This is a genomic window from Selenomonas sp. oral taxon 136 (genome assembly GCF_001554015.1).
GTDB classification, from domain to species: domain Bacteria; phylum Bacillota; class Negativicutes; order Selenomonadales; family Selenomonadaceae; genus Centipeda; species Centipeda felix.
Window position 1 is genome coordinate 2166516 of record NZ_CP014239.1, and the last position, 22171, is coordinate 2188686.

Annotated in this window: 20 protein-coding genes and 1 tRNA gene; 20 read left to right on the top strand and 1 reads right to left on the bottom strand. The window is 57.2% G+C overall.

All coding sequences use genetic code 11. The features are described from left to right. Window positions 1–4 precede the first annotated feature (4 nt). The 8 genes from AXE86_RS10430 to AXE86_RS10460 all read left to right on the top strand — a co-directional run bounded on the left by AXE86_RS10430 (window position 5) and on the right by AXE86_RS10460 (window position 8886). Window positions 5–706 carry a hypothetical protein gene (locus AXE86_RS10430; RefSeq protein ID WP_061946707.1) on the top strand — a complete coding sequence of 234 codons (702 nt, stop codon included), beginning with the start codon at window positions 5–7 and terminating at the stop codon, window positions 704–706. A gap of 18 nt (window positions 707–724) precedes the next feature. After that, window positions 725–1963 carry a methionine gamma-lyase family protein gene (locus AXE86_RS10435; protein WP_061946708.1) on the top strand — a complete coding sequence of 413 codons (1239 nt, stop codon included), beginning with the start codon at window positions 725–727 and terminating at the stop codon, window positions 1961–1963. A gap of 15 nt (window positions 1964–1978) precedes the next feature. Then, window positions 1979–2254, top strand: coding sequence for a hypothetical protein (locus tag AXE86_RS12370; RefSeq protein WP_232294874.1), 276 nt, complete (start codon window positions 1979–1981; stop codon window positions 2252–2254). Window positions 2255–2425: 171 nt separating this feature from the next. Further along, window positions 2426–3544 (top strand): ABC transporter ATP-binding protein, encoded by a 1119-nt coding sequence (locus AXE86_RS10440; protein ID WP_061946709.1) that lies wholly within the window; start codon window positions 2426–2428, stop codon window positions 3542–3544. After that, window positions 3537–5192 (top strand): ABC transporter permease, encoded by a 1656-nt coding sequence (locus tag AXE86_RS10445; protein ID WP_061946710.1) that lies wholly within the window; start codon window positions 3537–3539, stop codon window positions 5190–5192. Before AXE86_RS10440 ends, AXE86_RS10445 begins: the two co-directional genes overlap by 8 nt. Before the next feature lie 68 nt (window positions 5193–5260). Continuing rightward, complete coding sequence (locus AXE86_RS10450) at window positions 5261–6301, top strand: ABC transporter substrate-binding protein (RefSeq protein WP_061946711.1); 1041 nt, start codon at window positions 5261–5263, stop codon at window positions 6299–6301. Between the two features lie 118 nt (window positions 6302–6419). Continuing rightward, the gene (locus AXE86_RS10455) at window positions 6420–8150 is read left to right on the top strand and encodes a sensor histidine kinase (RefSeq protein ID WP_061946712.1); all 1731 of its coding nucleotides are present in this window, start codon (window positions 6420–6422) and stop codon (window positions 8148–8150) included. Further along, window positions 8122–8886 carry a response regulator transcription factor gene (locus tag AXE86_RS10460; protein WP_009442300.1) on the top strand — a complete coding sequence of 255 codons (765 nt, stop codon included), beginning with the start codon at window positions 8122–8124 and terminating at the stop codon, window positions 8884–8886. The genes AXE86_RS10455 and AXE86_RS10460 overlap by 29 nt, the downstream gene beginning before the upstream one ends. A gap of 46 nt (window positions 8887–8932) precedes the next feature. On the opposite strand, the gene AXE86_RS10465 is transcribed toward AXE86_RS10460, so the two are convergent. Further along, window positions 8933–9277, bottom strand: coding sequence for a cupin domain-containing protein (locus AXE86_RS10465; protein ID WP_039980832.1), 345 nt, complete (start codon window positions 9275–9277; stop codon window positions 8933–8935). A 205-nt stretch (window positions 9278–9482) separates the two neighbouring features. Between AXE86_RS10465 and AXE86_RS10470 the strand changes: the two genes are divergently transcribed. From AXE86_RS10470 to AXE86_RS10525, 12 genes are all read left to right on the top strand, one after another. Continuing rightward, a complete protein-coding gene (locus tag AXE86_RS10470; RefSeq protein WP_061946713.1) occupies window positions 9483–9836 on the top strand; it encodes a hypothetical protein in 354 nt (117 codons plus the stop codon). Between the two features lie 78 nt (window positions 9837–9914). Continuing rightward, a complete protein-coding gene (gene priA, locus AXE86_RS10475; protein WP_061946714.1) occupies window positions 9915–12329 on the top strand; it encodes a replication restart helicase PriA in 2415 nt (804 codons plus the stop codon). Between the two features lie 105 nt (window positions 12330–12434). Then, on the top strand, window positions 12435–13310 hold the full coding sequence (gene ispE, locus AXE86_RS10480) for a 4-(cytidine 5'-diphospho)-2-C-methyl-D-erythritol kinase (protein WP_061946715.1): 876 nt from the start codon (window positions 12435–12437) through the stop codon (window positions 13308–13310). Between the two features lie 2 nt (window positions 13311–13312). Continuing rightward, window positions 13313–14050, top strand: a complete 738-nt coding sequence (locus AXE86_RS10485; protein WP_009442294.1) for a GntR family transcriptional regulator — start codon at window positions 13313–13315, stop codon at window positions 14048–14050. Window positions 14051–14077: 27 nt separating this feature from the next. Beyond that, window positions 14078–15442: a bifunctional UDP-N-acetylglucosamine diphosphorylase/glucosamine-1-phosphate N-acetyltransferase GlmU gene (gene glmU, locus AXE86_RS10490; protein WP_061946716.1), complete on the top strand. Its 1365-nt coding sequence runs from the start codon at window positions 14078–14080 to the stop codon at window positions 15440–15442. A 119-nt stretch (window positions 15443–15561) separates the two neighbouring features. Continuing rightward, the gene (locus AXE86_RS10495; RefSeq protein ID WP_061946717.1) at window positions 15562–16515 is read left to right on the top strand and encodes a ribose-phosphate diphosphokinase; all 954 of its coding nucleotides are present in this window, start codon (window positions 15562–15564) and stop codon (window positions 16513–16515) included. 136 nt (window positions 16516–16651) lie between these two features. Continuing rightward, window positions 16652–17506, top strand: a complete 855-nt coding sequence (locus AXE86_RS10500) for an NAD(P)/FAD-dependent oxidoreductase (RefSeq protein WP_061946718.1) — start codon at window positions 16652–16654, stop codon at window positions 17504–17506. Window positions 17507–17544: 38 nt separating this feature from the next. Next, window positions 17545–18261, top strand: a complete 717-nt coding sequence (locus AXE86_RS10505; RefSeq protein ID WP_039980826.1) for a Crp/Fnr family transcriptional regulator — start codon at window positions 17545–17547, stop codon at window positions 18259–18261. Continuing rightward, window positions 18255–18956, top strand: a complete 702-nt coding sequence (locus AXE86_RS10510) for a hypothetical protein (RefSeq protein WP_009442289.1) — start codon at window positions 18255–18257, stop codon at window positions 18954–18956. The genes AXE86_RS10505 and AXE86_RS10510 overlap by 7 nt, the downstream gene beginning before the upstream one ends. Window positions 18957–18988: 32 nt before the next feature. Further along, a tRNA-Arg gene (locus tag AXE86_RS10515) sits at window positions 18989–19063 on the top strand. 123 nt (window positions 19064–19186) lie between these two features. Continuing rightward, complete coding sequence (locus AXE86_RS10520) at window positions 19187–21844, top strand: hypothetical protein (protein ID WP_061946719.1); 2658 nt, start codon at window positions 19187–19189, stop codon at window positions 21842–21844. A 25-nt stretch (window positions 21845–21869) separates the two neighbouring features. After that, entirely contained in the window at window positions 21870–22163 is a 294-nt protein-coding gene (locus AXE86_RS10525) for a late competence development ComFB family protein (RefSeq protein WP_061946720.1), read from the top strand. Window positions 22164–22171: the final 8 nt, after the last annotated feature.

Consider the following 22171-nt stretch of genomic DNA (forward strand, 5'->3'; position numbering starts at 1 on the left):
TACGATGGCGGAGGAGTTTACGAAGGAAGTAGACGAAGCGCTTGCGGCATGGACTGTGCTCGATACACTGCCGAAGGAATTGGATGGGTTTACGCTCTCTAAGATGCGACAAGAGCATGAGGGGCAGTATGATTTCTTTCACTATGACGCGCCTGCAGAGCATCGTGCGATCGTTGGCTTCTATGACGACGGTACAAAGACCTACAAGGTGCGTGTTGTGGTCGGGGTGGTGAGTTTTGCCCTGCCGTCCTTTGTCAGTGGGGATTTGGAGACGTTCGGGCGGGAGCTTACACGGAATCTGCCGCGCGTGACAGCGGAGCTTCATGCGGAGGCGCTGGCGACGCAGGAGCTTGCTCCCGTGTGCGATGCGATCCGTACGTGGGCGTATGGCGCGGCTCTTGCCGAGGAGATGGAGGGCTTTTCGCTCTTCGTTCGTCCTGCGGCTCCGGCACAGCTGACGAATGGCTCATTTCTCATCATCGACTATGTGGACTTTGCCAAGGGGAACGATGTCGGCATCTATTATAACTGCTATCGCAATGAGTTCTTCGGTGAGTACCATGTGGCAGGGATGCCCTATGTGAGCTATGACTTCGATGCGTCCGATCTGGAGGAGCTGGAGCAGCGACTGGAGCTGCATCTCGTGCGCTATCTGCATCTTGCAGCAGAGCAATGGGCGAGGGAGCAGGAGGAAAATCGCGGATGATGGAAATGGGAGGACCTTGTGCAGAGAGATGAACTGAGCAGTCTGCGGGCGGATGTACTGGCACGCACGCGTCGTGCGTTTGAGCACATGGATGCAGTCGCGGAAGAGAACACGAAGAAGGTGCTTGATGCGATGCGGGAATGCCGTGTCTCCGATGCGCATTTCAACGTGAGCGCGGGCTATGCGTACAGCGATCTTGGACGCGAGAAACTGGATGAGCTCTATGCGCGTGTCTTTGGCGCTAAGCGTGCTCTCGTGCGGACGCAGTTCGTCTCGGGGACGCACGCCCTCGCGACGGTGTTGTTCGGGATTCTCCGCCCCGGTGACCGCCTCGTATCCATCACGGGCACGCCCTACGATACGATGCAGACGGTGATCGGGTGGGCACATGAAAGCTGCGGATCGCTGAAGGAGTTCGGTGTCTCCTACGATGAACTGCCAATGCATGAGGGGCGCGTGGATCTGGACGGTATCGCACGCATCGTGACGTCCGAGACGAAGGTGGCTCTCGTTCAGCGCTCGCGCGGCTACAGTGAGCGTCAGCCGCTCAGTATCGCAGATATCCGTGCCGTCAGCGCGCGCATCAAGGCGGCGAATCCCAACTGCATTGTCTTTGTGGATAACTGCTACGGCGAGTTCGTGGAGACGGAAGAGCCGACGGCAATTGCGGATGTGGACATCATGGCGGGGTCTCTCATCAAGAACCCCGGCGGCGGACTTGCCCCGACGGGCGGCTATATCGCAGGGGGCAGTGACCTCGTTGAGATGGCGTCCTACCGTCTCACTGCACCGGGCATGGGCGATGAACTCGGTGCGAGTCTCATCTCGAATCGCCTCCTCTTTCAGGGGTTGTTTCTTGCCCCCCATGTTGTGGCACAGGCACTCAAGGGAGCGGTCTTTGCCGCTGGTATCTTTGAGGGGCTTGGCTGCCGTACGTTTCCACGCTTTGACGAGGTGCGCGGCGACATCATCCAGGCGATTGAGCTCGGGGATGCGGCGCGGATGAAGGCGTTTGCACGTGCCATTCAGGCGATGTCCCCGGTCGATGCATTTGCCGCACCGGAGCCGTGGGATATGCCGGGCTATACCGATCCGATCATCATGGCGGCAGGGACATTCGTGCAGGGGGCGTCGATCGAACTGAGTGCCGATGGCCCCATGCGCGCGCCATATTGCATCTATCTGCAGGGCGGGCTGACGTTCGAGCACGCCGCGCTCGGCGTGATGGCGGCAGCAGAAGCTATCCTGACGCAGTAGATTTCACTGGGAGGAATGAATGTGTGCGGACATTGCTCAGAGGTCGAGGAAGTGCCTCATTTCTCCTCTCCGCGCCAGTACGAGCAAACGATTGAGCAGATGAAACGATTGATCGCCGACAAGGGCTTTATCCTCGTAGAGAAAACCTGTCCTCTCGGGGAAGAGAAAAAAGATGGATGTTGGGTGGACGACATCATCGACCATGTGATTCAGTGTCCGATGTGCGGACAAGTATTCACCTGTGTTGTCAATACGTACCGTGGTGGGGGCTCATTCCGTCGAGGACGGTAGTATATTTAATGTTTTACAGCTCATTCGCAAGGATGGGCTGTTTTTGTGTGTTCAGTTTTCCGGATATTTTTGCAGTTTTAAGGATATTATTCTATCGCAAATATTTGTATAATACATACAATTAAATAAATAATAGTGTGATCGTGCGTATTTCCGATTGGAGGAGTGAAAATGAGCGTAGCGATAGAGATCGAGAATGCCGTCAAGAAATACGGTGATCTCACGATTATCCCGGGGATCACGGAGCATATCCGAAATGGAGAGTTTTTTACTCTGCTTGGTCCCTCAGGCTGCGGCAAGACGACGCTCCTGCGCATGATCGCAGGATTCAACAGCATCGAGGGCGGTGACATCTGCTTCAACGAGAAGCGAATCAATGACATTCCCGCGCATCAGCGCAACATCGGCATGGTGTTCCAGAGCTATGCGATCTTCCCGCATCTCACCGTGCGGGAGAACGTAGAATATGGGCTGAAGCTGCGTAAGGTGCCAAAGGCGGAGATGAAGGAGCGCGTCGATAAAATCCTCGACGTGGTACAGATCACGGACTATCAGGATCGCCTTCCCGAACGTCTCTCAGGCGGTCAGCAACAGCGCGTTGCACTTGCCCGCGCCATCGTCATCCATCCGAGCGTACTGCTCATGGATGAACCGCTTTCCAATCTCGATGCAAAGCTGCGCGTGGAGATGCGTTCCGCGATCCGCGCGGTACAGAAACAGGTCGGTATCACGACGGTCTATGTCACCCATGATCAGGAGGAGGCACTCTCGATCTCCGACCGCATTGCTGTCATGAACAAGGGCGAGATCCAGCAGACGGCGCGTCCGCAGACCATCTACGAGCGCCCGTGGAACATCTTTGTCTCGACTTTCATCGGGCACTCCAATCTCTTCCGCGCCACGGTGAAGAGGGCGGGGGAGAAGACAAGCGTCGTCTTCCGCAATAGCTGGGAGATGCCCATGGAGGGGATCGAGGATGCGGCAGAGGACGGCATGGAGGTCGTCGTCTCCGTGCGCCCCGAGGAACTGTCCATTCAGTCCGCAGGACTCTCGTGTGAGGTGCGCACAAAGGTGTTCCTCGGCAAGTACATCAACTACAGCCTCGGCTTTGCCGATGAGATGATCCTGCCGCATCAGGCGTCCATCGAGTTCTCACAGGATCTCGGCCATGCCGAGCAGCAGCTGGAGGTGGGGGATACGGTCTGCCTGCGCCCCAATGCAAAGCGTGTCAATGTCTTCACGGCAGATGGCTCACGCAATATTTTGAAGGATGTGGTGCACTATGAGTAAGCATGGCGTGCGCCTCGACTTCTGGACGGGCATCACGGCTTTGTCGATTGCCGTGTTCGGACTATTCCTCATCTATCCGCTCTTTTCCCTCTTCATCTCGGCGTTTCAGGATGCCATGACGGGGGAGTTCACGCTCGAGCACTTCACACACTTTTTCGAGCGAAAATATTACTATCAGTCGATGATCAATAGTTTCAGCGTGACGGCCTGTGTCACTGTGCTTGCTATCGTGATCGGAACAACACTCGCGTACTGTATGACACTTTTCCGTGTGCGCGGCAAGACGGCACTCGAGATCTGCATCATCATCTCGCTGCTCTCGCCGCCCTTCATCGGCGCGTACTCATGGATTCTCATCGGCGGGCGCAGCGGCATTCTGACACAATGGCTGCAGACAACGTTCCACTATGAGTTCCCGTCGATCTACGGCTTTTCAGGCATTCTGCTCGTACTGACGCTGAAACTCTATCCATTCATCTATCTCTATGCCGCCGGTGCGATGAAGAGCATCGATGCGGCGCTGGTTGAGGCAGCAGAGAGTCTTGGCTGCAGCGGCATCCGCAAAGTGGCGACGGTCATTGTACCGCTCATCACACCGACGATTCTCGCAGGGGCACTCATGGTGTTCATGAATGCGATGGCGGACTTCGGCACACCGATGCTGATCGGTGAGGGGTTCAACGTCATGCCCGTCATGATCTACTCGGAGTTCATCAACGAGGTCGGCGATCAGGCGAATTTCGCGGCAGCGATGGCGGCGATCATGGTCGTCATTACCTCGACGATCTTCCTGCTGCAAAAGTATGTGGTGAGCCGCAAGTCGTTTACGATGAGCTCCCTGCGCCCGATTGCAGTGAAAGAACTGCATGGTGCACGAAATGTACTGATGCACGCCGCCATCTATCTGCTCGTCGCACTGTCGCTCATCCCGCAGCTCGTTGTAGTCTACACCTCATTCCTAGAGACAAACGGTGCGGTCTTTACGGGCGGCTACTCACTTGAGAGCTATACGACGATCTTCAGCAGCCTGGGGACGGCGATCTCGAACACCTACCTTTACAGTACTGCGGCCATCCTCATCATCGTCTTCCTTGGCATGACGGTCGCCTATCTGACAACGCGGCGCAAGAGCCTGCTCACGGACATCATCGATACGCTGACGATGTTCCCGTACATCATCCCGGGCTCTGTTCTCGGTATCACGCTTCTCCTCGCGTTCAATGAAGAACCGCTGCTCCTCTCGGGGACGGCACTCATCATCATCATTTCTCTCGTGATCCGTCGCCTCCCGTATACCCTGCGCTCGAGTTCGGCGATTCTCTATCAGATCAGCCCGAGCATCGAGGAGGCGTCTATCAGTCTTGGTGCGTCCCCGCTGAAAACCTTCTTTAAGGTGACGGCGGTGATGATGCTCCCGGGGGTCATGAGCGGCGCGATCCTCTCGTGGATTACGGCGATCAATGAGCTCAGTTCCTCGGTCATCCTCTTCACGGGCGCGACCAAGACCATGTCGGTCGCCATCTACACGGAGGTCATTCGTGCCAGCTACGGTACGGCGGCAGCACTCTCGACGATCTTGACGCTCACGACGATCGCCGCGATGCTGATCTTCTTCCGCGTGTCGGGCAGTCGCGACGTTACCCTCTAATACGTTTTTTTCGGGCACGTTCCCGATGATGTTATAGGTTTGGCAGTTTTGTCAAAGGAGGTCATCTCATGCGATTCAAAAAGGTGATTGCCGCCGTCGCGGCATCCCTCGTTCTCGGCACCGCGCTCAGCGGCTGCGGCGGCGGGAGCGGTGGTGAGAAGCAGGCGGCAAAGGCGGACGACAACAGTCTCGTCATCTACTGCCCGCATCCACTTGCCTTCATCAACCCTCTTGTCGAGGAGTTTGAGAAAGAGAGCGGTGTAAAGGTGGAGGTCATCGCCGCTGGTACGGGCGAGCTCCTAAAGCGCGTCGAGTCCGAGAAGGCAAATCCTCTCGGGGATATTTTCTGGGGCGGCTCACTCAATACGATGAAGCCGAAGGCGGCGCTCTTTGAGAACTATACTTCGGTGAACGAGGATCACATTCAGCCCGCGTTCAAGAACACCGAGGGACCGATGACGCGCTTTACGGATATTCCGAGCGTTATCATGATTAATACGAACCTCATCGGCGACGTGAAGGTTGAGGGCTATGAGGATCTGCTGAACCCTGCGCTCAAGGGCAAGATCGCGTTTGCCGATCCGTCGAAGTCCTCGTCCTCCTATGAGCATCTCATCAATATGCTCTATGCGATGGGGGACGGTGATCCGGACAAGGGCTGGGACTATGTGGAGAAGCTCTGCCGCAATCTGGACGGCAAGCTCCTCTCCGGTTCGTCTGCCGTCTACAAGGGCGTTGCTGACGGTGAGTACGCTGTCGGTCTGACCTTTGAAGAGGGCGGCGCGAAATACGTTGCCGACGGCGCTCCCGTCAAGCTTGTCTACATGAAGGAAGGCGTTATCTCAAAGCCGGACGGCATCTATATCATCAAGAATGCAAAGCACATGGAGAATGCGAAGAAGTTCATCGACTTCATTACGAGCAAAGAGGCACAGAGCATTATCGCCTCGCAGCTCCATCGCCGCTCCGTGCGTGACGATGTGGATCCGCCTGTCGGCCTCCTGCCGAAGGATCAGATCAAGATCATCGATGATAATGAGCAGGTTGTCGAGAAGAATAAGAAGTCGTGGCTGGACAAGTTCAAGGACATCTTTACGAGCGTCCAGTAAACGCTGTGTGAGGATAAAGATACCGAGGCGCAACACCTCGGTATTTTTGTTTTTGCCCAAATTTGGTATAATAGAGTCGGATGTTAATAATTCTGTATGCTGTGTGAGGAGGGAGTGCGTGCGAAAATTTCAAGATGAGGTGCGTAGTGCACTCCTTCTGTATGCCATTGTACCCGTCGTGCTCATCACGGTGATCTGTCTGTTGCTGGCAGCGTTATACTGGCAACGGAATGTTGCCGCCCACACGGAGGAGGAGGTACGGGCGACAGGGGCAATCTTTACGGAGCTGACGCAGGACTATGAGGAGCGTGCCGCAGCGATCGCAGCGGGTGGACTCGATGGATTCCATGCGGACGGAAATGGGCGAAGTGCCGCGATGGAGCGCGTCTACGCACAGCTCAACCGCTATGGTTCACAGCTGCATTTCTTCCTCCTAGACGTGGAGCGGCACGTTCTCTTTTCCACAGAGCAAGAGGTTCCACCATATCTTCTGCCTCCGTCAATGCACTGGGGCGTACTCTCGCGCATGGAGCGACAGGAGGGGAGCGTAGCGGAGTTTGTCCCAAACGGCGCGCAGGATTGGGACTATGTTGTCGGGCAGGCAGTTCGCTATGCTCCTAGCACGGGGGACGCTACATCAACAATCGAAGGCTATGTCGTCTTTGTCCTGCCCGCGCGGGAACTGGGACAGCATTTGCAGACGGGAGAGAAGTTACACATCGTCATTACCGACCGCGCGGAACGTGCACCATTTGTCACAATGCCCACACTGCGGGACAGTGCGTTTCAAAAAATCGTGCCCGCATTGGACAGTAGGACGGGGCTGGTCAGCGTGGATGGGCAGCACTATTATGCGGCATCTGAGGTGTTGGACGGGGGATTTACCATCTATGCGTTTTTTCCGCTCGGCAGTCGAATCGCTCAATTTGCAACGGGGGCGGCGATTCTTCTCGGCGTCTTTTTGCTCATGCTGCCGCTGATTGTCGTCAGTGTGCGGCGTGAGACGTGCGATAAGACACAGGCGGTCAGCGAAATCGTGGATGCGTTTCGCGCGGTGCGCCACGGCGATCTGCAGAGGAGACTTGTGATCCGCTCAGATAATGAGTTTGAGGAGATTGCCGCCGCCTATAACCGCATGGCGGAGAGTCTCGTCCGCCTGATGCGTGAGAACGAGGAGGAGGCGCGCGCGGGGGTTATCTCGGAACTCCGCCAGCTTGAGTCACAGTTCAATCCGCACTTTCTCTTTAACACGCTCGAGAATATCAAGTTCATGACGAAGCTCGCCCCCGACGATGCCGTGCGTATGATTTCTGCTCTTTCGACACTCCTGCGCTACAGCATTGACAATCGTGTGCGGCAGGTGACGCTCGCCGAGGATCTCTGTCATCTGGAACGCTATATTGAGATTCAGCGGCTGCGTTTTGGGGCGCGGTTTTCCTATCGCGAGGAGATGGAGGAAGGGGCAGAGACTTGTCTCGTCCCGAAGCTGTTCCTTCAGCCCGTTGTGGAAAATGCCATCCACTATGGTGCGGATGCAGAGGGGAACATAGAGATCGTGTCGCGGATGACCATGGAGGCAGAGCAGCTGCATATTGTCATTGAGGACAGAGGGCTGGGGATGGATGCAGAAACGCTGCATCGTCTGCGGACGATGATGGCGGAGGGGGAGAACCGCTCCGTGCATACGGGGCTTTATAATATCGACCGTCGGATTCGCCTGCTCTATGGCGTGGAATACGGTGTGAAGATTTCGTGCCCACCATCGGGCGGTACGCGCGTGGAGATGGTGCTGCCGATTCGACGCAGCGGAGGTGAGGAAAATGCAGCGTGTGCTGATTGTCGAGGATGAGGAGATCATTCGCAAGGGACTGGTATGTACCATTGACTGGGCGGCGATGGACTGCGTTGTCGTCGGTGATGCCGCCGACGGTGCGGCTGGGCTGGAGCTGCTGCGCACAACGCATCCCGACATCCTCCTGACGGACATCCGTATGCCGCGCATGGATGGGATCACGATGGCAGAGCACGCACGCGATGAGGGGATTCTGCCGCAGCTCATCTTTCTCACGAGCTATGCGGAGTTCGATTATGCCAAAAAGGCGATTGAACTCCATGCCGCAGATTATTTGCTGAAACCGGTCAACGAGGAAGAACTAGCAGCGCTTCTGCATCGCCTTGCAGAGCACGGCAAAGAAAAAATAGAGCCTGCTCCACTGTCGGAGGGGCTCGATTGGGCACGATATTTTTCGGATGAGGGGCTGAACCCCTACGTCCGCCATGCGATGGAGCGGATTCGCAGCGATTATCATGAAAAACTCAGCATTGAACAGCTGGCGGAGGAAGCTGGTGTGAGTGCGAGCTATCTCAGCCGCAAGTTCAAAGAGACGACGGGTCAGACATTCCTCGAGGCGCTGACGCGGGAGCGTCTGCATAAGGCAGTAAGTCAGCTGGCATCAGGAAAATATCGCGTCTACGAGGTCGCCGAGGCGAATGGATTTGGCGACTATAAGAATTTTTGCAGTGTGTTCAAAAAGTATATGCACACGTCGCCGCGTGCCTTCATGCAGGAGCGGCAAAAAAAATAGAACTGTGTTATGGAACGCAGCTCTATTTTCGCGAATCAGTGTTTCCCTAAGCCTCGGGGAATGCGACGACGAGAAGCATCTTAAACGGCACATCTTTTGTCGCATAGACGGAATGCGGGTGGTTGGCGGGCATGACGATGCTCTCACCGGCGTGGAGTTCGTATTTCTCACCGTCGATGGTGATGATGCCCGCACCGTCGAGCGCTGTGACGAACGCGTCTCCCTTGGATTCGTGCGTGCTGATGCCCTCGCCCTTGGCGAAGGCAAAGAGTGTGATGCCGAGACCTTTATTTTGGACGAGCGTCTTGCTGACGACCTGTCCGTCTGCATAGGCAACCTGGTCCTTGAGTGACAGCACCTGTGCGTGCTCGATATTGTTTAAGATTGACATGGTAATCCCTCCTTTATGCTGATAGTATAACATCTGGTTTGTCAAAAAGTCAAAGATGTGCAGAAAAAATAATATTTATTCTCAAATAAAGATTTATAATAGTTATGTTTATTTGGCTGTTTTCTGTTGTCAAACACTGTGTCATGCCCTATAATAACAAATAGATTATGTTATCGTATCAATGACTTTGAAGGGAGATGTTGTTATGGCACTCAGTCGTGAAGAGGTGATTGCTCAAGTAAAGAAATTGGCAGAAGCACCGTCGGTCTATGCGGGACTGAAGGAGAAGGCAGAGCATTTTCTCCGCGCAGCGGGAACTGCGGAGGAGCACGCTTCCTTCCACACGCTGGTCGAGGAACTGAAGGGCGATGTGCTGACGATTGATCAGCTCATTGGGTTCACGGATTCACCGGACGGAGTCAAGGTCTTCGGTGAAAAGAAGGCGCAGGAACTGACTACTGCTGCGAAGAAGGCGAAGGAGCAGGGCGAGGATACCTGCATCTGCCCTGCCTGTCAGGCTGGCAAGGCGATTCTCGCCAATCAGGCGGTCATTGGATAATCAGACGAACGGGAGGGAAGGAGCTGCTGCACGGATGTGTTCGTGTGACGGCTTCTTTTTTGCGGAAAAGGGGAAGGCATGACGGTTGCCGATGTCTATGTCAACATTCCCGTCAAGAGTATTGCCTCAGCGTTTACCTATGTCGTGCCGGATACGCTGCCGCAGATCGATGTAGGATGGCGTGTCTTCGTCCCGTTTGGCAAGGTGCGTGTTGAGGGATTCGTCGTCGCCGTACGCCCCTACGATGCGGCACGTGATGGTGGACATCGTTTGCGCGCGATTCTTGAGCCCGTGGATGAGGAGGCGTGGTTTACGCCGCAGCTGCTTGCAGCGGCACAGGAGCTGGCAACATTTTATCTCTGTTCTGCAGCGGAGATGATGCGGCTCTTTATGCCGGGCAAGAGCGGGCTGCGTATCTTTTCCGCCTATGTGCCGGCGGAGGATGTGGATGAAGCGCATCCCATCCTGATGGATGCGGCAGCACGCGCTGTTTACGACTGCCTCTGCGCGCATGGTGAGCAGCGCGGGGCACAGCTGCGGGCGGCTCTGCCGGAGAGCGATGTGGATGGAGCATTGGAAAAGCTCCTCCGCTATGGTCTCATACGCAAGGAATACCGTGCCGATCGGCGTGACAAGGCAAAGTATGAGAAATACTATACCGCAGGTGAGATTACGGAGGAATTGCTTGCCGAATTCACGCGAAGGCCGGCGCAGCGGCGTGCATTGGAGCTCTTTCGCACGGAGCGCGAGCACACGCTCGCAGAACTGAAGCAGGCAGGGATTACGACAGCAACCATCCGACATCTGACCGATGCGCATCTCCTCACGGAGCACCTGCGCCGTCAGGTGCGTGACAGCTATGCGGCAGGGCTCCGTGAGACGTGCGGAGAGACGCTGACGGAGGCGCAGCAGCGTGCCGTCGCCGCGCTGCAGGCGGGCGCTGCCGCGGAGACATTTCACGGCTATCTCCTTCATGGGGTGACAGGGAGCGGCAAGACGCGCGTCTACATGGAGACGGCGCGTGCTGTGCGGCGCGCGGGGCGGCAGGTCATCGTACTCGTGCCGGAAATTGCGCTCACGGGTCAGCTCATCACGGCGTTTCAAGAGAGCTTTGCCGGAGATATTGTCGTCCTGCACAGCCGCCTTTCGCTTGCCGAGCGCAACGATGCCATCTTCCGCGTGCGGCGCGGCGAAGCGGGGGTCATCATCGGCGCACGGTCCGCGCTCTTTACGCCGGCGGGGAACGTCGGCTGCATCATCCTCGATGAGGAACAGGATATGTCCTATAAGCAGGATGAGTCCCCACGCTATCACGCACGCGTTGTCGCAGAGATCCTGGCACGTCGGCATGGGGCGATCCTCATCATGGGGAGCGCAACGCCCTCGCTTGAGACGTATGCACGGGCGCTCTCCGGGGAACTGACGCTCCTCCGCATGCCGGAGCGCATCGGTGCGCAGCCACTGCCGCACGTGCGTGCTGTCGATATGCGTGAAGAGCTGCGTCATGGGCGGCGCACGATCCTCTCCAACGATCTGCGTGATCTCCTGACGGAGACGCTGGCGCGCGGTGAGCAGGCGATCATCATGCTGAATCGGCGCGGCTATTCGACGTTTGTCCTTTGCCGCGCTTGTGGCTTCGTGCTCTCCTGCCATGCGTGCGGGCAGCCGATGGTCTACCATGCCAACGGTACTCTCGTCTGCCATCACTGTGATCTGCGTGCCGATGTACCTACGGTCTGCCCCAAATGCGGCAGCCGCTGCATCAAATATTTCGGGGCGGGCACGGAAAAGCTCGAGGCAGAGTTGGCACAGCTGCTCCCACAGGCTCGTGTGATCCGTATGGATCGTGATACGACGGGACGCAAACACGCCCATGAGGAGATCCTTGCGCATTTTCGTCGACGCGACTACGACATCCTCCTCGGCACACAGATGGTGGCAAAGGGGCACGACCTGCCCGGCGTTCAGACGGTCGGCATCATCAGTGCGGATGCGAGCCTCAATCTTCCGGATTTTCGTGCGGCAGAACGATGTTTCATGCTCATCACGCAGACGGCGGGACGCGCAGGGCGCCATGGTGCGCGCGGCGAGGTCATCGTCCAGACGTACAATCCGGAGCACTATGCGGTGCAATCTGCTCTGCGGCAGGATTACGAGGCGTTTTACGCACAGGAGATCGTGCTGCGGCGGGAGCTGTTCTATCCGCCGCTGAGCCGTCTCGTCAAGCTCCTCTTTCACCAGATGGATCGGCAGCGCGCATGGGATGCAGCAGCTGCGTTCGCGGATGTGTTTCAGAAAGAGTTTCATGGGCGACAGGGATATATGCTGGTTGGGCCGTCCCCGGCACTCATCGCACAGGAACGTGGGGAGTATCGTTTTGTCGTACTCATCAAGGCAGCCGACTTGGTCGATGTGCAGGACTTCCTGCGGGAACAGGGGATGCATCTGCGCGATGATGTTGCCATAGATATCGATCCAATTACTATTTTTTAATTGGAAACTATTGAATATAATTCAAAATCCTGCTAATCTGAGAGAAGAAGGAGTTTGTGACGTTATGTGGTGCAAATCCTCTGCACAATGGAAGAAGGTCTGCCGATGGTGACGGTAAATGGGTATGCGAAGATCAACTTGCTGCTCGACATTCTCGGGCAGCGTGAGGACGGCTGCCATGAAATCGCGACGGTGATGCAGTCCCTCGCACTCGCCGATACGCTGACGCTCACCAAGCAGGAGTCGGGGATCACGCTGACGGTTGACCTGCCGGGACTCGAGGCGGATGAGCGAAATCTCGCCTATCGCGCAGCGGCGCTTCTCATGCGGGAGTGTGGCGTGCGCGGCGGCGTTCACATCCGCATCGACAAGCGAATTCCCATTGCAGCGGGCCTTGCCGGCGGGAGTGCAGACGCGGCGGCTGCGCTGCGCGGCGTGAACGAGCTCTATGCGCTCGGACAATCCGATGCAGAACTTTGCCGTCTTGGAGCGCAGATCGGCTCGGACGTACCGTTCTCCCTGATGGGAGGGACGGCACTTGCCACGGGACGCGGCGAGGTGCTTGAGCATCTGCCCGCTGCATTCGATCTGCCGGTCGTCCTCGCAAAGCCGCCTGTGGCGGTCTCAACCCCGTGGGCGTACCGATCCTATGATGCAAATCCGCCGACGCAGCATCCAGATCGTTCGGCATTCCTGCGTGCGCTCCATGCAGGGGATATAGCGGCGTGCCTGCGTATGGCAGCAAACGTGCTCGAGCCCATAACGGAGGCGGCACATCCCGTCGTCGGCGACTATCGCGCGCGCCTGCGTGCGGCAGGGGCGGTCTGTGCGATGATGTCGGGCAGCGGCCCCACGGTATTCGGCATATTTACTGATGCAGATGATGCAGCGCGTGCGGCAGAAATGATGCGGCAGGAGACAGATGCTGACGTACATCTGACGCATACGATGGGGCGGTCAGCAGTAGGCAGAGGGATATAGCTATGCAAGGAAAATTATCGCCGGTTGTGGTCAACAGTTATCAGCCCCTGCGCGAGATCGTCTGTGAGGTGCTGCGCGAGGCGATTCGCGGTGGCGTCTTGAAGCCGGGGGAGTGGCTGAAGGAGAACGATCTTGCCGATGAGCTGCTCGTCAGCCGTACCCCCGTGCGCGAGGCGATTCGCAAGCTGGAGCAGGAGGGCTACGTCGTCACCGTTCCGCGGCGCGGTGCCTACGTGGCGAGCGTCTCCATCCGTGACATCAACGAGATCTTCGAGATCCGTGCCGCACTTGAGGTATTGGCCTGTGAGCTGGCGGCAGAGCGCATCACGGAGGAGGAGCAGGAGCGGCTGGAACGCCTCCTGGTCGCCATCGGACGCGCGATCGAGGAGCATGATATGGAGCGTATCGTGCAGACGGACATCGAGTTTCATGAGCTGCTCTATCAGGCAGCGCGCAACGAGCGCCTGCTCGCGATTATCGGCAATCTGCGCGAGCAGCTGACGCGGTTTCGCACAATTTCCATGTCGTATCCCGGGCGTCTCAAGGCGACACTGGAGGAGCACCGCTCTCTTGTCGATGCCATCGGTTCGGGCGATGCCCGCCGTGCGCGCAAAATGGCGGCGAAGCACATGGAGAACTCGGAGCAGACGCTGCTCTGTGCGATTGAGGAACAGGAAAAGAAGACGGGGACGCCCTTGCTCAAGCGGCGCTCCAAACGGAATGGCAGCGATGCCGAATAGGCAGCGATGGAAAAAGGGAGGCGTGTCATGTTGGATTTTATAACGGTGATACTGGCAGCAGGCAAGGGAACGCGCATGAAATCGAAGCTGCCGAAGGTGCTGCACCGCGCAGCAGGAAAACCGATGCTGCAGCATGTCATAGATGCAGCAGATGCGGCGGGCGCACGCCGCAATATTGTCGTCACGGGATTTGGCGGCGAAACAGTGCGCAGGGCGATCGGGGACAGCGTGGAGTACGTTGAGCAGAAAGAACAGCTCGGGACAGGGCATGCCGTTCTGCAGACAAAGCCGCTCCTCGGCGAGGAGCACGGGACGATCATGGTGCTTTGTGGCGATACCCCACTCCTTACGGCAGAGCTCTTGGCACGATTCCACGAGGAACATGTCCAGGCGGGGGCAAAGGCGAGTGTGCTCACAGCCATCATGCCGAACGCCAAGGGCTACGGGCGTGTCGTGCGCCGTGATAATGGCGAGGTTCTGAAGATTGTCGAGCACAAGGATGCGACGGAGGAGGAGCGTCAGATTCACGAGGTCAATGCCGGGATCTACTGCTTTGACGCACAGGCGCTTTTTTCGGCGCTGGCCAAGGTGACGAATGACAACGCACAGGGTGAGTACTATCTGCCCGATGTGCTCAGCATTCTGCGCGATGCGGGGGAGAAGATCTGGGCGGTTACGGCAGACGACTACGAGAGCACACTTGGCATCAACTCGCGCAGTCAGCTCGCCATCGCCGAGCGCATCCTGCGGAGGCGCAAGACAGAGGAATTGATGGCGGACGGGGTGACGATTATCGACCCGCATACAACCTTCGTGGATGCCGATGTCCGCGTTGGTATGGACACGGTGATCTATCCCTTTACCTTCCTTGAGGGCGACACGGTGATCGGCGAAGACTGCTGCATCGGCCCCCATGTGCGCTTTCAGAACACCGTGGTCGGCAGCGGCGTCAAGGCACACTACGCCTATGTGCACGATGCACAGATCGACGACGATGTGGATCTCGGACAGTTCAATCACATCCGCCCCGATAGTCATATTTCTGCAGACGTTAAGCTTGGCAATTTCGTCGAGGTCAAAAACTCCGACATCGGTGTGGGGACGAAGCTGCCGCATCTCTCCTACATCGGCGACTGTGATATGGGCGCGCACGTCAACATGGGCTGCGGCACGATCACAGTGAACTACGATGGGAAGAAAAAGTACCGCACGGTGGTCGGAGATCATGCCTTCGTCGGGTGTAACTCCAACCTCGTCGCACCCGTGACAGTCGGAAAGAATGCCTACGTCGCTGCGGGATCGACCATCACACACGACGTCCCGCCCGATACCCTCTCCATCGCCCGTGCACGTCAGAAGGAGGTCGAGGGCTGGCACGACAAGCGTGGCTGATAACAGAAAAATGAAAAAGCCCCTGTTAGGCTTCCCAAATGCTGGTGTGCGTGCTATACTAAGTATGAATTGTGTATTCACTGATAACCGCACGATCGGTATTTGGGAGGAACAGAGAGATGAGTTTTCCGGCCGATAATGTATGCATCCTAACGGGAAATGCCAATCCACAGCTGGCGCAAGCGATCGCAGACCGCATTGGCATCCCGCTCTGTGAGGCATTCGTCGGACAGTTCAACAACGGTGAGATTCAGGTGATGATTGAGGAGAGTATCCGCGGGAAGGATATTTTCATCATTCAGCCGACCAGCTATCCTGTGAACGACAACCTCATGGAATTGCTGATCTTGACGGATGCGTGCAAGCGGGCGTCGGCACACAGCATTACGGCGGTTGTCCCCTACTATGCCTATGCGCGGCAGGATCGCAAGACGCGCGGCCGCGAGCCAATCTCGGCAAAGCTGATTGCCGATCTGATGACGACGGCAGGGGTGACGCGCGTTGTCACCGTCGATCTGCACGCAGGACAGATTCAGGGATTCTTTGATATTCCTGTGGATCACCTCGCTGCAGCACCGGTACTAGCAAATTACTTCCGTGAGCAGAACATCGAGGATCTCGTTGTCGTCTCGCCGGATCTGGGCGGTGTGACGCGTGCGCGTATCATGGCGGACTTCCTCCGTGCGCCGATTGCCATCATCGAGAAGCGGCGTCCGTGCCCTGGCTGTGCCGAGGTCATGAACCTTATCGGTGATGTTGAGGGCAAGACGGCACTCCTGATCGACGATATTGTCGACACAGCCGGGTCGCTCTGTGAGGGGGCAAAGGCGCTTGCCGCGCGCGGTGCGAAGCGCGTACTGGCGGCATGTTCCCATGCGATCCTGACCGATCCAGCCATGGAGCGGATCAACGCGTCCGTGATCGATCAGCTGGTCATTACGGACTCGATTCCGCTCACACCGGAGAAGCAGTCGGAAAAACTCGTCGTACTCTCACTCGCACAGTCGCTCGCCGATGTGATTGTGCGCATTCAAAGTCATCGTTCAGTAAGTCTGCTCTTCAACCATCATTGAGCCGACGATACCGATGGAGGGAGGAAGGGGCGTCCCCTGAGACGTCCCTTTTTCGCATCTGTAGAAATTGCTGATAAAATAATGTATCAGGATGGTCGTGTTGAACTTATTCGTGCTTCCTATATAGGAGAGAGGTATGCATGTTGTGATTGTCGGCACCGGTCCCGCCGGTGTCTCGGCTGCGCTCTATGCGCGGCGCGGCGGTGCCGATGTGACGGTAGTCGCCAAGGACGACGGGGCACTCTCCGCCGTTGATCGGATCGAGAACTACTATGGTTTCGAGGAGCCTATCTCCGGGGCGGAGCTTCTGCGTCGCGGCAGTGAGGGTGCCCGTCGTCTGGGCGTTGTATTTGAACGCGATGAGGTGGTGGGCTTTGCACCGCCGCCTGAAGGCAACGGCTATATCGTCGTCGGACGGCAGCGCAGCTATGAAGCAGATGCCTTGATTCTGGCCGCCGGAGCACAGCGTGCGGGACTACCCGTCGCGGGTATCCGCGCGTTCGAGGGACACGGTGTCAGCAGCTGTGCGGTCTGCGATGCGTTCTTTTATCGCGGACGACATGTCGCCGTCATCGGGGCAGGGGCATACGCGCAGCATGAGGCGCAGATCCTTCTCCCGCATGCTGCACGCGTGACACTCCTGACGAACGGCACCGCACCGGAGGTTTCCTTTCCTCCTGCCGTCTCCGTCGATACGCGCCGTCTGCTTCATGTCGAGGGGGAGCGCCGCGTGGAGCGCGTTGTTTTTGCCGATGAGACGCCGCTAGACGTGGACGGAATCTTTCTTGCCGTCGGTGTGGCGGGGAGTACGGCGCTGGCACAAAAACTGGGCGTTCGGCTTGACGGCAGCAGGATCGCCGTCGATGCATACATGGCGACCAATGTCCCTCACGTCTATGCAGCAGGGGACTGCACGGGCGGTCTGCTGCAGATCGCCAAGGCTGTGTACGAGGGGGCACAGGCGGGACTGTCCGCTGTAAAAACGGCATAGCCGTGGAAAGGAAATGAAACGAAAAGGGGGGGATGATTATGTCGGAACATGTGTCAAAGGCACGTCCTTTTCAGGATTATATCGATACATTTGATCTGTGGAAGCCGCTGACGACAGAGCAGCGTGCTCTCCTAGCTGCTCATACGCACTATCGCCGCTGCACCAAAGGGGAGATCATTCATCGCGGTGCGCTTGGGCATCTCGGAACACTGCACATCGTATCCGGCACACTGCGCGTCTACGTCGTCACGGATGAGGGGCGCGAGTTGACCCTCTGCTTCATGCGCGTCGGCGAAGTCGCCCTCCTTTCGAGCGCAGCATTTCTCGGCAGCGTTTCCTGCGAGGTCACGATTACGGCGGCGGAAGATACGGAGCTATTCAGCTCGGAGATGGGCGTCTGCCATAAGATTCTCGAGGAGAACATCCACGCGCGGCTGCTGGCGTATGAGGGTGCCGTTCACCGTCTCTCAGAGATGCTGTGGCGGTTTCAGCAGATGCTCTTTACTCCCGCCGACCAGCGTTTGGCAAAATTCCTGCTGGCAGAGACCGAACGCACGGCGGGCAGTGAGATTCGCCTGACCCATGAACAGACGGCACAGGCGCTCGGTACGGCACGTGAGGTCGTCAGCCGTCTGATTGGTGAGTTTGCGCAGGAGGGCATGGTACGTGCCTCGCGCGGCTGTATTCACATTCTTGACCGTGCGGCACTCCGCCGCCGTGCTGATGAAGGCGTGGGGGATCGTAAGCGATGCTGATCTATGCTCTTGTCGTCCTTGTCCTGCTGCTGCTCATATTGCTGTTTCGCTATCTGCCGCATCGGATCTTTATTGTCTTTGTCGCGCTTGCTGCAGTACTCTGTGCCATCGTTGTCCACATGCAGCTGCCGGAGCGTGCTCCTGCTCCGCTGACGCAGGAGCAGCGCGCCGCGATTGCGCGGGATCAGGACTACTTCATGCCGTGGTGGGCGGCGTATCAGAAGCAGGTCGCAGAGCTCGACCGCGGCTGGACGCGCTATCATCAGATCCTCTCCGATGCCAAGGCGGGGAATGTACGCCTGTCGGTGACGCGCGAGCGGCTTTCGTCACTCGAACAGGACATGCAGGAACAGCGCAGCCGCATCGAGAAAAATGCACCTCCGCTGGAACTGTCGGATGATGTCTACGACCATCTCGCGTCCATTCTCAGCAAGACCGATGATTATGCGGCGGCGCAGCAGAAGGCAGTGACGCTGACGCGTGCAGCCGCCGAGTCTGCCGCGATGAAGGAGAAGGATGCTGCGGCGCAGGCACGCCTTTTGGAGCTCGTCATGCTGCGTGAATCGCCCGTGGCACTCTTCATCGAGGACGATATCATTGCGGTTCGCGACTATTTTGCACCCATCTCGGCAGCACATCGTGCCGATGAGGAGGATGGCGCACGTGCGGAGCAAGAAAAAAATATCGACAAATAGATACTTTTGCGTTATAATGCACCATGTGCTTTGCGCTCGTAGTCCAGTGGATAGGACGTTAGCCTCCGGAGCTGAAAGCGTGGGTTCGACTCCCGCCGAGCGCACCATGATGATCCATCAACCTCGCGAAACATCGCGGGGTTTTTTCATGCAGAGAAGAAAAGGATTTTTCTGAAATACGAAGAATATTTATATTAAAGGAATTTTGTTTTTCGTTAGGAGATGAATCAATGACGCGAAAAGAGGTGCAGGCGACGGCGCGTCCGGTGCTCATGCGCAGCTTACATCTGAAAAAGAACGCATTTCGGCAATTCTTTTACGAGAGTACGCTTCGTTTTGGAAAGCAAATCGGCAGCGATATTGCTGCGCTCAAAGATGAGACAGCCTCCATTGTCAATAAGAAGTATATGTTCTCCCTTGGGATGGAGACGAGCGGCGCACAGAGCTTCCTGAAATGGATTTCGGATGAGTTCAACGCCGAGGATGTTTCGCACGAGCAGGAGGAGCGTCTGCGCCGTCTGGTAGCAGAGTACCCGAAGATTCGTGCCTACATCCGCATCGAGGAGGATCAGCTCATCTTTGACCATGAGCGTTTTGCCGAGGACGTGGTGGCAGGGCGGTTCAAGGAGACGATCTTCGGCACGACCTTTGACATCCAGAGCGTTATTGAGACGGCGATCAATACGGGCTCGGTCGCCCTCGATTTTTCTATCGAGCCGTTCAAGAAATCTCTCCTGTATACCGACCATGTGCGAGCCAATATCCAGCCCTACGCGGAGCGCATCCTGACGGATATGAGCCTTGGGCATTGGGATCTCTATGAGGAACTGACGGATGAGGGGCGTGAGGACAGCGTCTGCCTGCGTCTGCCGCCGACAGATTTCCTCGTGGCACGTCCGCCGCAGATGGACGTCATCATGAACGGAACCTGCGCGATCGATTTCGGCACGCGCAGTACGGTCGTCGTCTGCCGTGACCGCGAGGCACGTCTCCTGCGCATCGGCAAGGGCGACTACTCCAATGAGCCGACGATTCAGGACTATGAGAACCCGACGGCGATTGAGCTGATCGATATTGAAAAGTTCAAACAGATCTACCGTGCACGCGAGGGACGCCCCTATACGGAGTGGGCGCAGGTGACCGCATCGCATCAGGCGGCGGATGCGATCTTTAAGCGTCAGTCGACGGAGGGGATCGCTGTCTACTACTCCGTGTTCAGCGAGCTGAAACGCTGGACGCGCGATACGGCGAACTCCCCGATCCTGAAGGATCGGCACGGCTACATTCAGGAGGTCAAGCCGTATGCGGAGACGCAGCCGCTCGATGCAGGCGGCTTCGATCCCATCGAGATCTATGCCTACTATCTCGGACTCTACATCAACAATATGCATCGCAGCATCTATCTCGACTATATCCTCTCCTTCCCCGTGGGTTATGAGAAGAGCGTACGCGAGCACATCCGCAAGAGCTTTGAGCGCGGTCTCAGAAAGACGCTGCCGAAGGCTCTCCTCGACGATGCGGATATGATGCGTCGTTTCCGCGTGTACGATGGGGCAAATGAGCCCGCTGCGTACGCGATCAGTGCCCTTGAGGCGTATGGGCTTGAGCCGAAGCGCGCGGGCGAGGAGGTCGCCTACGGTGTGTTTGACTTCGGCGGCGGCACGACGGACTTTGACTTCGGCGTGGAGTCCGTACCGGAGAATGGGCGGCGCAAGTTCATCATCGAGCAGTTTGGCTTCGGCAGCGATATGTATCTCGGCGGAGAGAACATCCTCGAGCTGCTTGCCTACGAGGTATTCAAGGACAATCTGCCCGAGATGCGCCAGCATAAGATCACATTTGCGCTCCCGCCCGAGAGTGAGACATTTGCAGGGGCGGAGGCACTCGTGCGCGAGACGCGCGATGCGGCGTCGCATCTCAACAACAAGATCCTCGCCGAGCGGCTGCGTCCCTTCTGGGAACATGGCGCAGGCTATGAGGAGTTCGCGGCTGGGGATGCGTTCGATACGGAGATGACACTGTTCTCCTCGGAAAAAACGGGGAATGCAGGCAACCGCGCGAATGTTCGTCTGCACATCGACGTGAAAAAGCTCGAGCGCACACTTGAGAACCGCATACGGCGCGGCGTGGATAACTTCTTCCAGGCGATGGCGGCGGCCTTCAAGGGGCGTGATGTACGGCAGGTACACATCTTCCTCGCAGGCAACTCCTGTAAGGCACCCATCGTACGCAAGCTGTTCGATGAGTACATTGATCGTCAGATTGGAGCCATAACGCCCGCAATGAAGACAGCGGGCGAGAAAACGGACGGAAAGAAGCAGGAGCATACAAAGTCTACGATGCAGCGCAAGGATGCTCCCTTCATCCTCTATCTTCCACTCGGCATGGAGCATGAGGAGAAGGAGATGGGCAAAAAGCTCCTCGATGGCTTTGATCGTCTGCGCACGGGAAAGACGGGCGTGGCCTTTGGTCTGCTTCGCTGCCGTAAGGGCGGGAAGGATGTCAAGATCATCAACAAGAATGTCGATGCGCATGACGAGCTGCTGTTCCCGTATTTTCTCGGCAGCCTAAACGAGCATGGCTGCTTCCATGTGGACATCGACGCACGCGTCGACTACGGCGTATGGACCTACTTTACGTATGCGGATGAGGATGAGTTCGAGCTGTACTACACGCAGGAACCGCGTGCGCTCAAGGGCCACATGAAGGCGGCTGAGGTGCGCATGGTGCGGTGTATGATCGACGACAGCGATGTGAGCGACGACGACGATGTCGGTGTCTATATCCGCAAGAAGTCTCCGAATACGATTGAGTACACGGTTGCTGCGGAAAAGGCGCTCATGGCGAAGAACTACAAGGGAACCATCTATACCGTTCGTCTGGGCTGAACCCACGGTGGGGAGGAATGATGCGATGAATCATCTGCCATTTAAGAACTACATGGAGGGTGCCGTCGATCACATGCTGAAGCGTCTTGCGCCGCAGTACCCCGACATCTGTATGTGTGATCGCTGCAGAACGGATATGATGATGATTGCCCTCAACAATCTGCCCCCGCGCTACGTATCGACACATAAGGGCGATGTCCTGAACCGCGCTGAGGGCATGGAGCTCCAATACGAGGTGGAGGTGCTCACAGAGACGGTGCGCGCAATGCAGATCGTCGATGGACAGCCGCATCATGGCCGTGATGAGGAGGGGCTCTGAGCGTGCCG

Coding starts and splice junctions, on each gene's coding strand:
- AXE86_RS10430 (WP_061946707.1), top strand. CDS start 5: ATGGCGGAGGAGTTTACGAAGGAAGTAGACGAAGCGCTTGCGGCATGG.
- AXE86_RS12370 (WP_232294874.1), top strand. CDS start 1,979: ATGAATGTGTGCGGACATTGCTCAGAGGTCGAGGAAGTGCCTCATTTC.
- AXE86_RS10440 (WP_061946709.1), top strand. CDS start 2,426: ATGAGCGTAGCGATAGAGATCGAGAATGCCGTCAAGAAATACGGTGAT.
- AXE86_RS10445 (WP_061946710.1), top strand. CDS start 3,537: ATGAGTAAGCATGGCGTGCGCCTCGACTTCTGGACGGGCATCACGGCT.
- AXE86_RS10450 (WP_061946711.1), top strand. CDS start 5,261: ATGCGATTCAAAAAGGTGATTGCCGCCGTCGCGGCATCCCTCGTTCTC.
- AXE86_RS10460 (WP_009442300.1), top strand. CDS start 8,122: ATGCAGCGTGTGCTGATTGTCGAGGATGAGGAGATCATTCGCAAGGGA.
- AXE86_RS10465 (WP_039980832.1), bottom strand. CDS start 9,277: ATGTCAATCTTAAACAATATCGAGCACGCACAGGTGCTGTCACTCAAG.
- AXE86_RS10470 (WP_061946713.1), top strand. CDS start 9,483: ATGGCACTCAGTCGTGAAGAGGTGATTGCTCAAGTAAAGAAATTGGCA.
- priA (WP_061946714.1), top strand. CDS start 9,915: ATGACGGTTGCCGATGTCTATGTCAACATTCCCGTCAAGAGTATTGCC.
- ispE (WP_061946715.1), top strand. CDS start 12,435: ATGGTGACGGTAAATGGGTATGCGAAGATCAACTTGCTGCTCGACATT.
- AXE86_RS10485 (WP_009442294.1), top strand. CDS start 13,313: ATGCAAGGAAAATTATCGCCGGTTGTGGTCAACAGTTATCAGCCCCTG.
- glmU (WP_061946716.1), top strand. CDS start 14,078: ATGTTGGATTTTATAACGGTGATACTGGCAGCAGGCAAGGGAACGCGC.
- AXE86_RS10495 (WP_061946717.1), top strand. CDS start 15,562: ATGAGTTTTCCGGCCGATAATGTATGCATCCTAACGGGAAATGCCAAT.
- AXE86_RS10500 (WP_061946718.1), top strand. CDS start 16,652: ATGCATGTTGTGATTGTCGGCACCGGTCCCGCCGGTGTCTCGGCTGCG.
- AXE86_RS10505 (WP_039980826.1), top strand. CDS start 17,545: ATGTCGGAACATGTGTCAAAGGCACGTCCTTTTCAGGATTATATCGAT.
- AXE86_RS10510 (WP_009442289.1), top strand. CDS start 18,255: ATGCTGATCTATGCTCTTGTCGTCCTTGTCCTGCTGCTGCTCATATTG.
- AXE86_RS10520 (WP_061946719.1), top strand. CDS start 19,187: ATGACGCGAAAAGAGGTGCAGGCGACGGCGCGTCCGGTGCTCATGCGC.
- AXE86_RS10525 (WP_061946720.1), top strand. CDS start 21,870: ATGAATCATCTGCCATTTAAGAACTACATGGAGGGTGCCGTCGATCAC.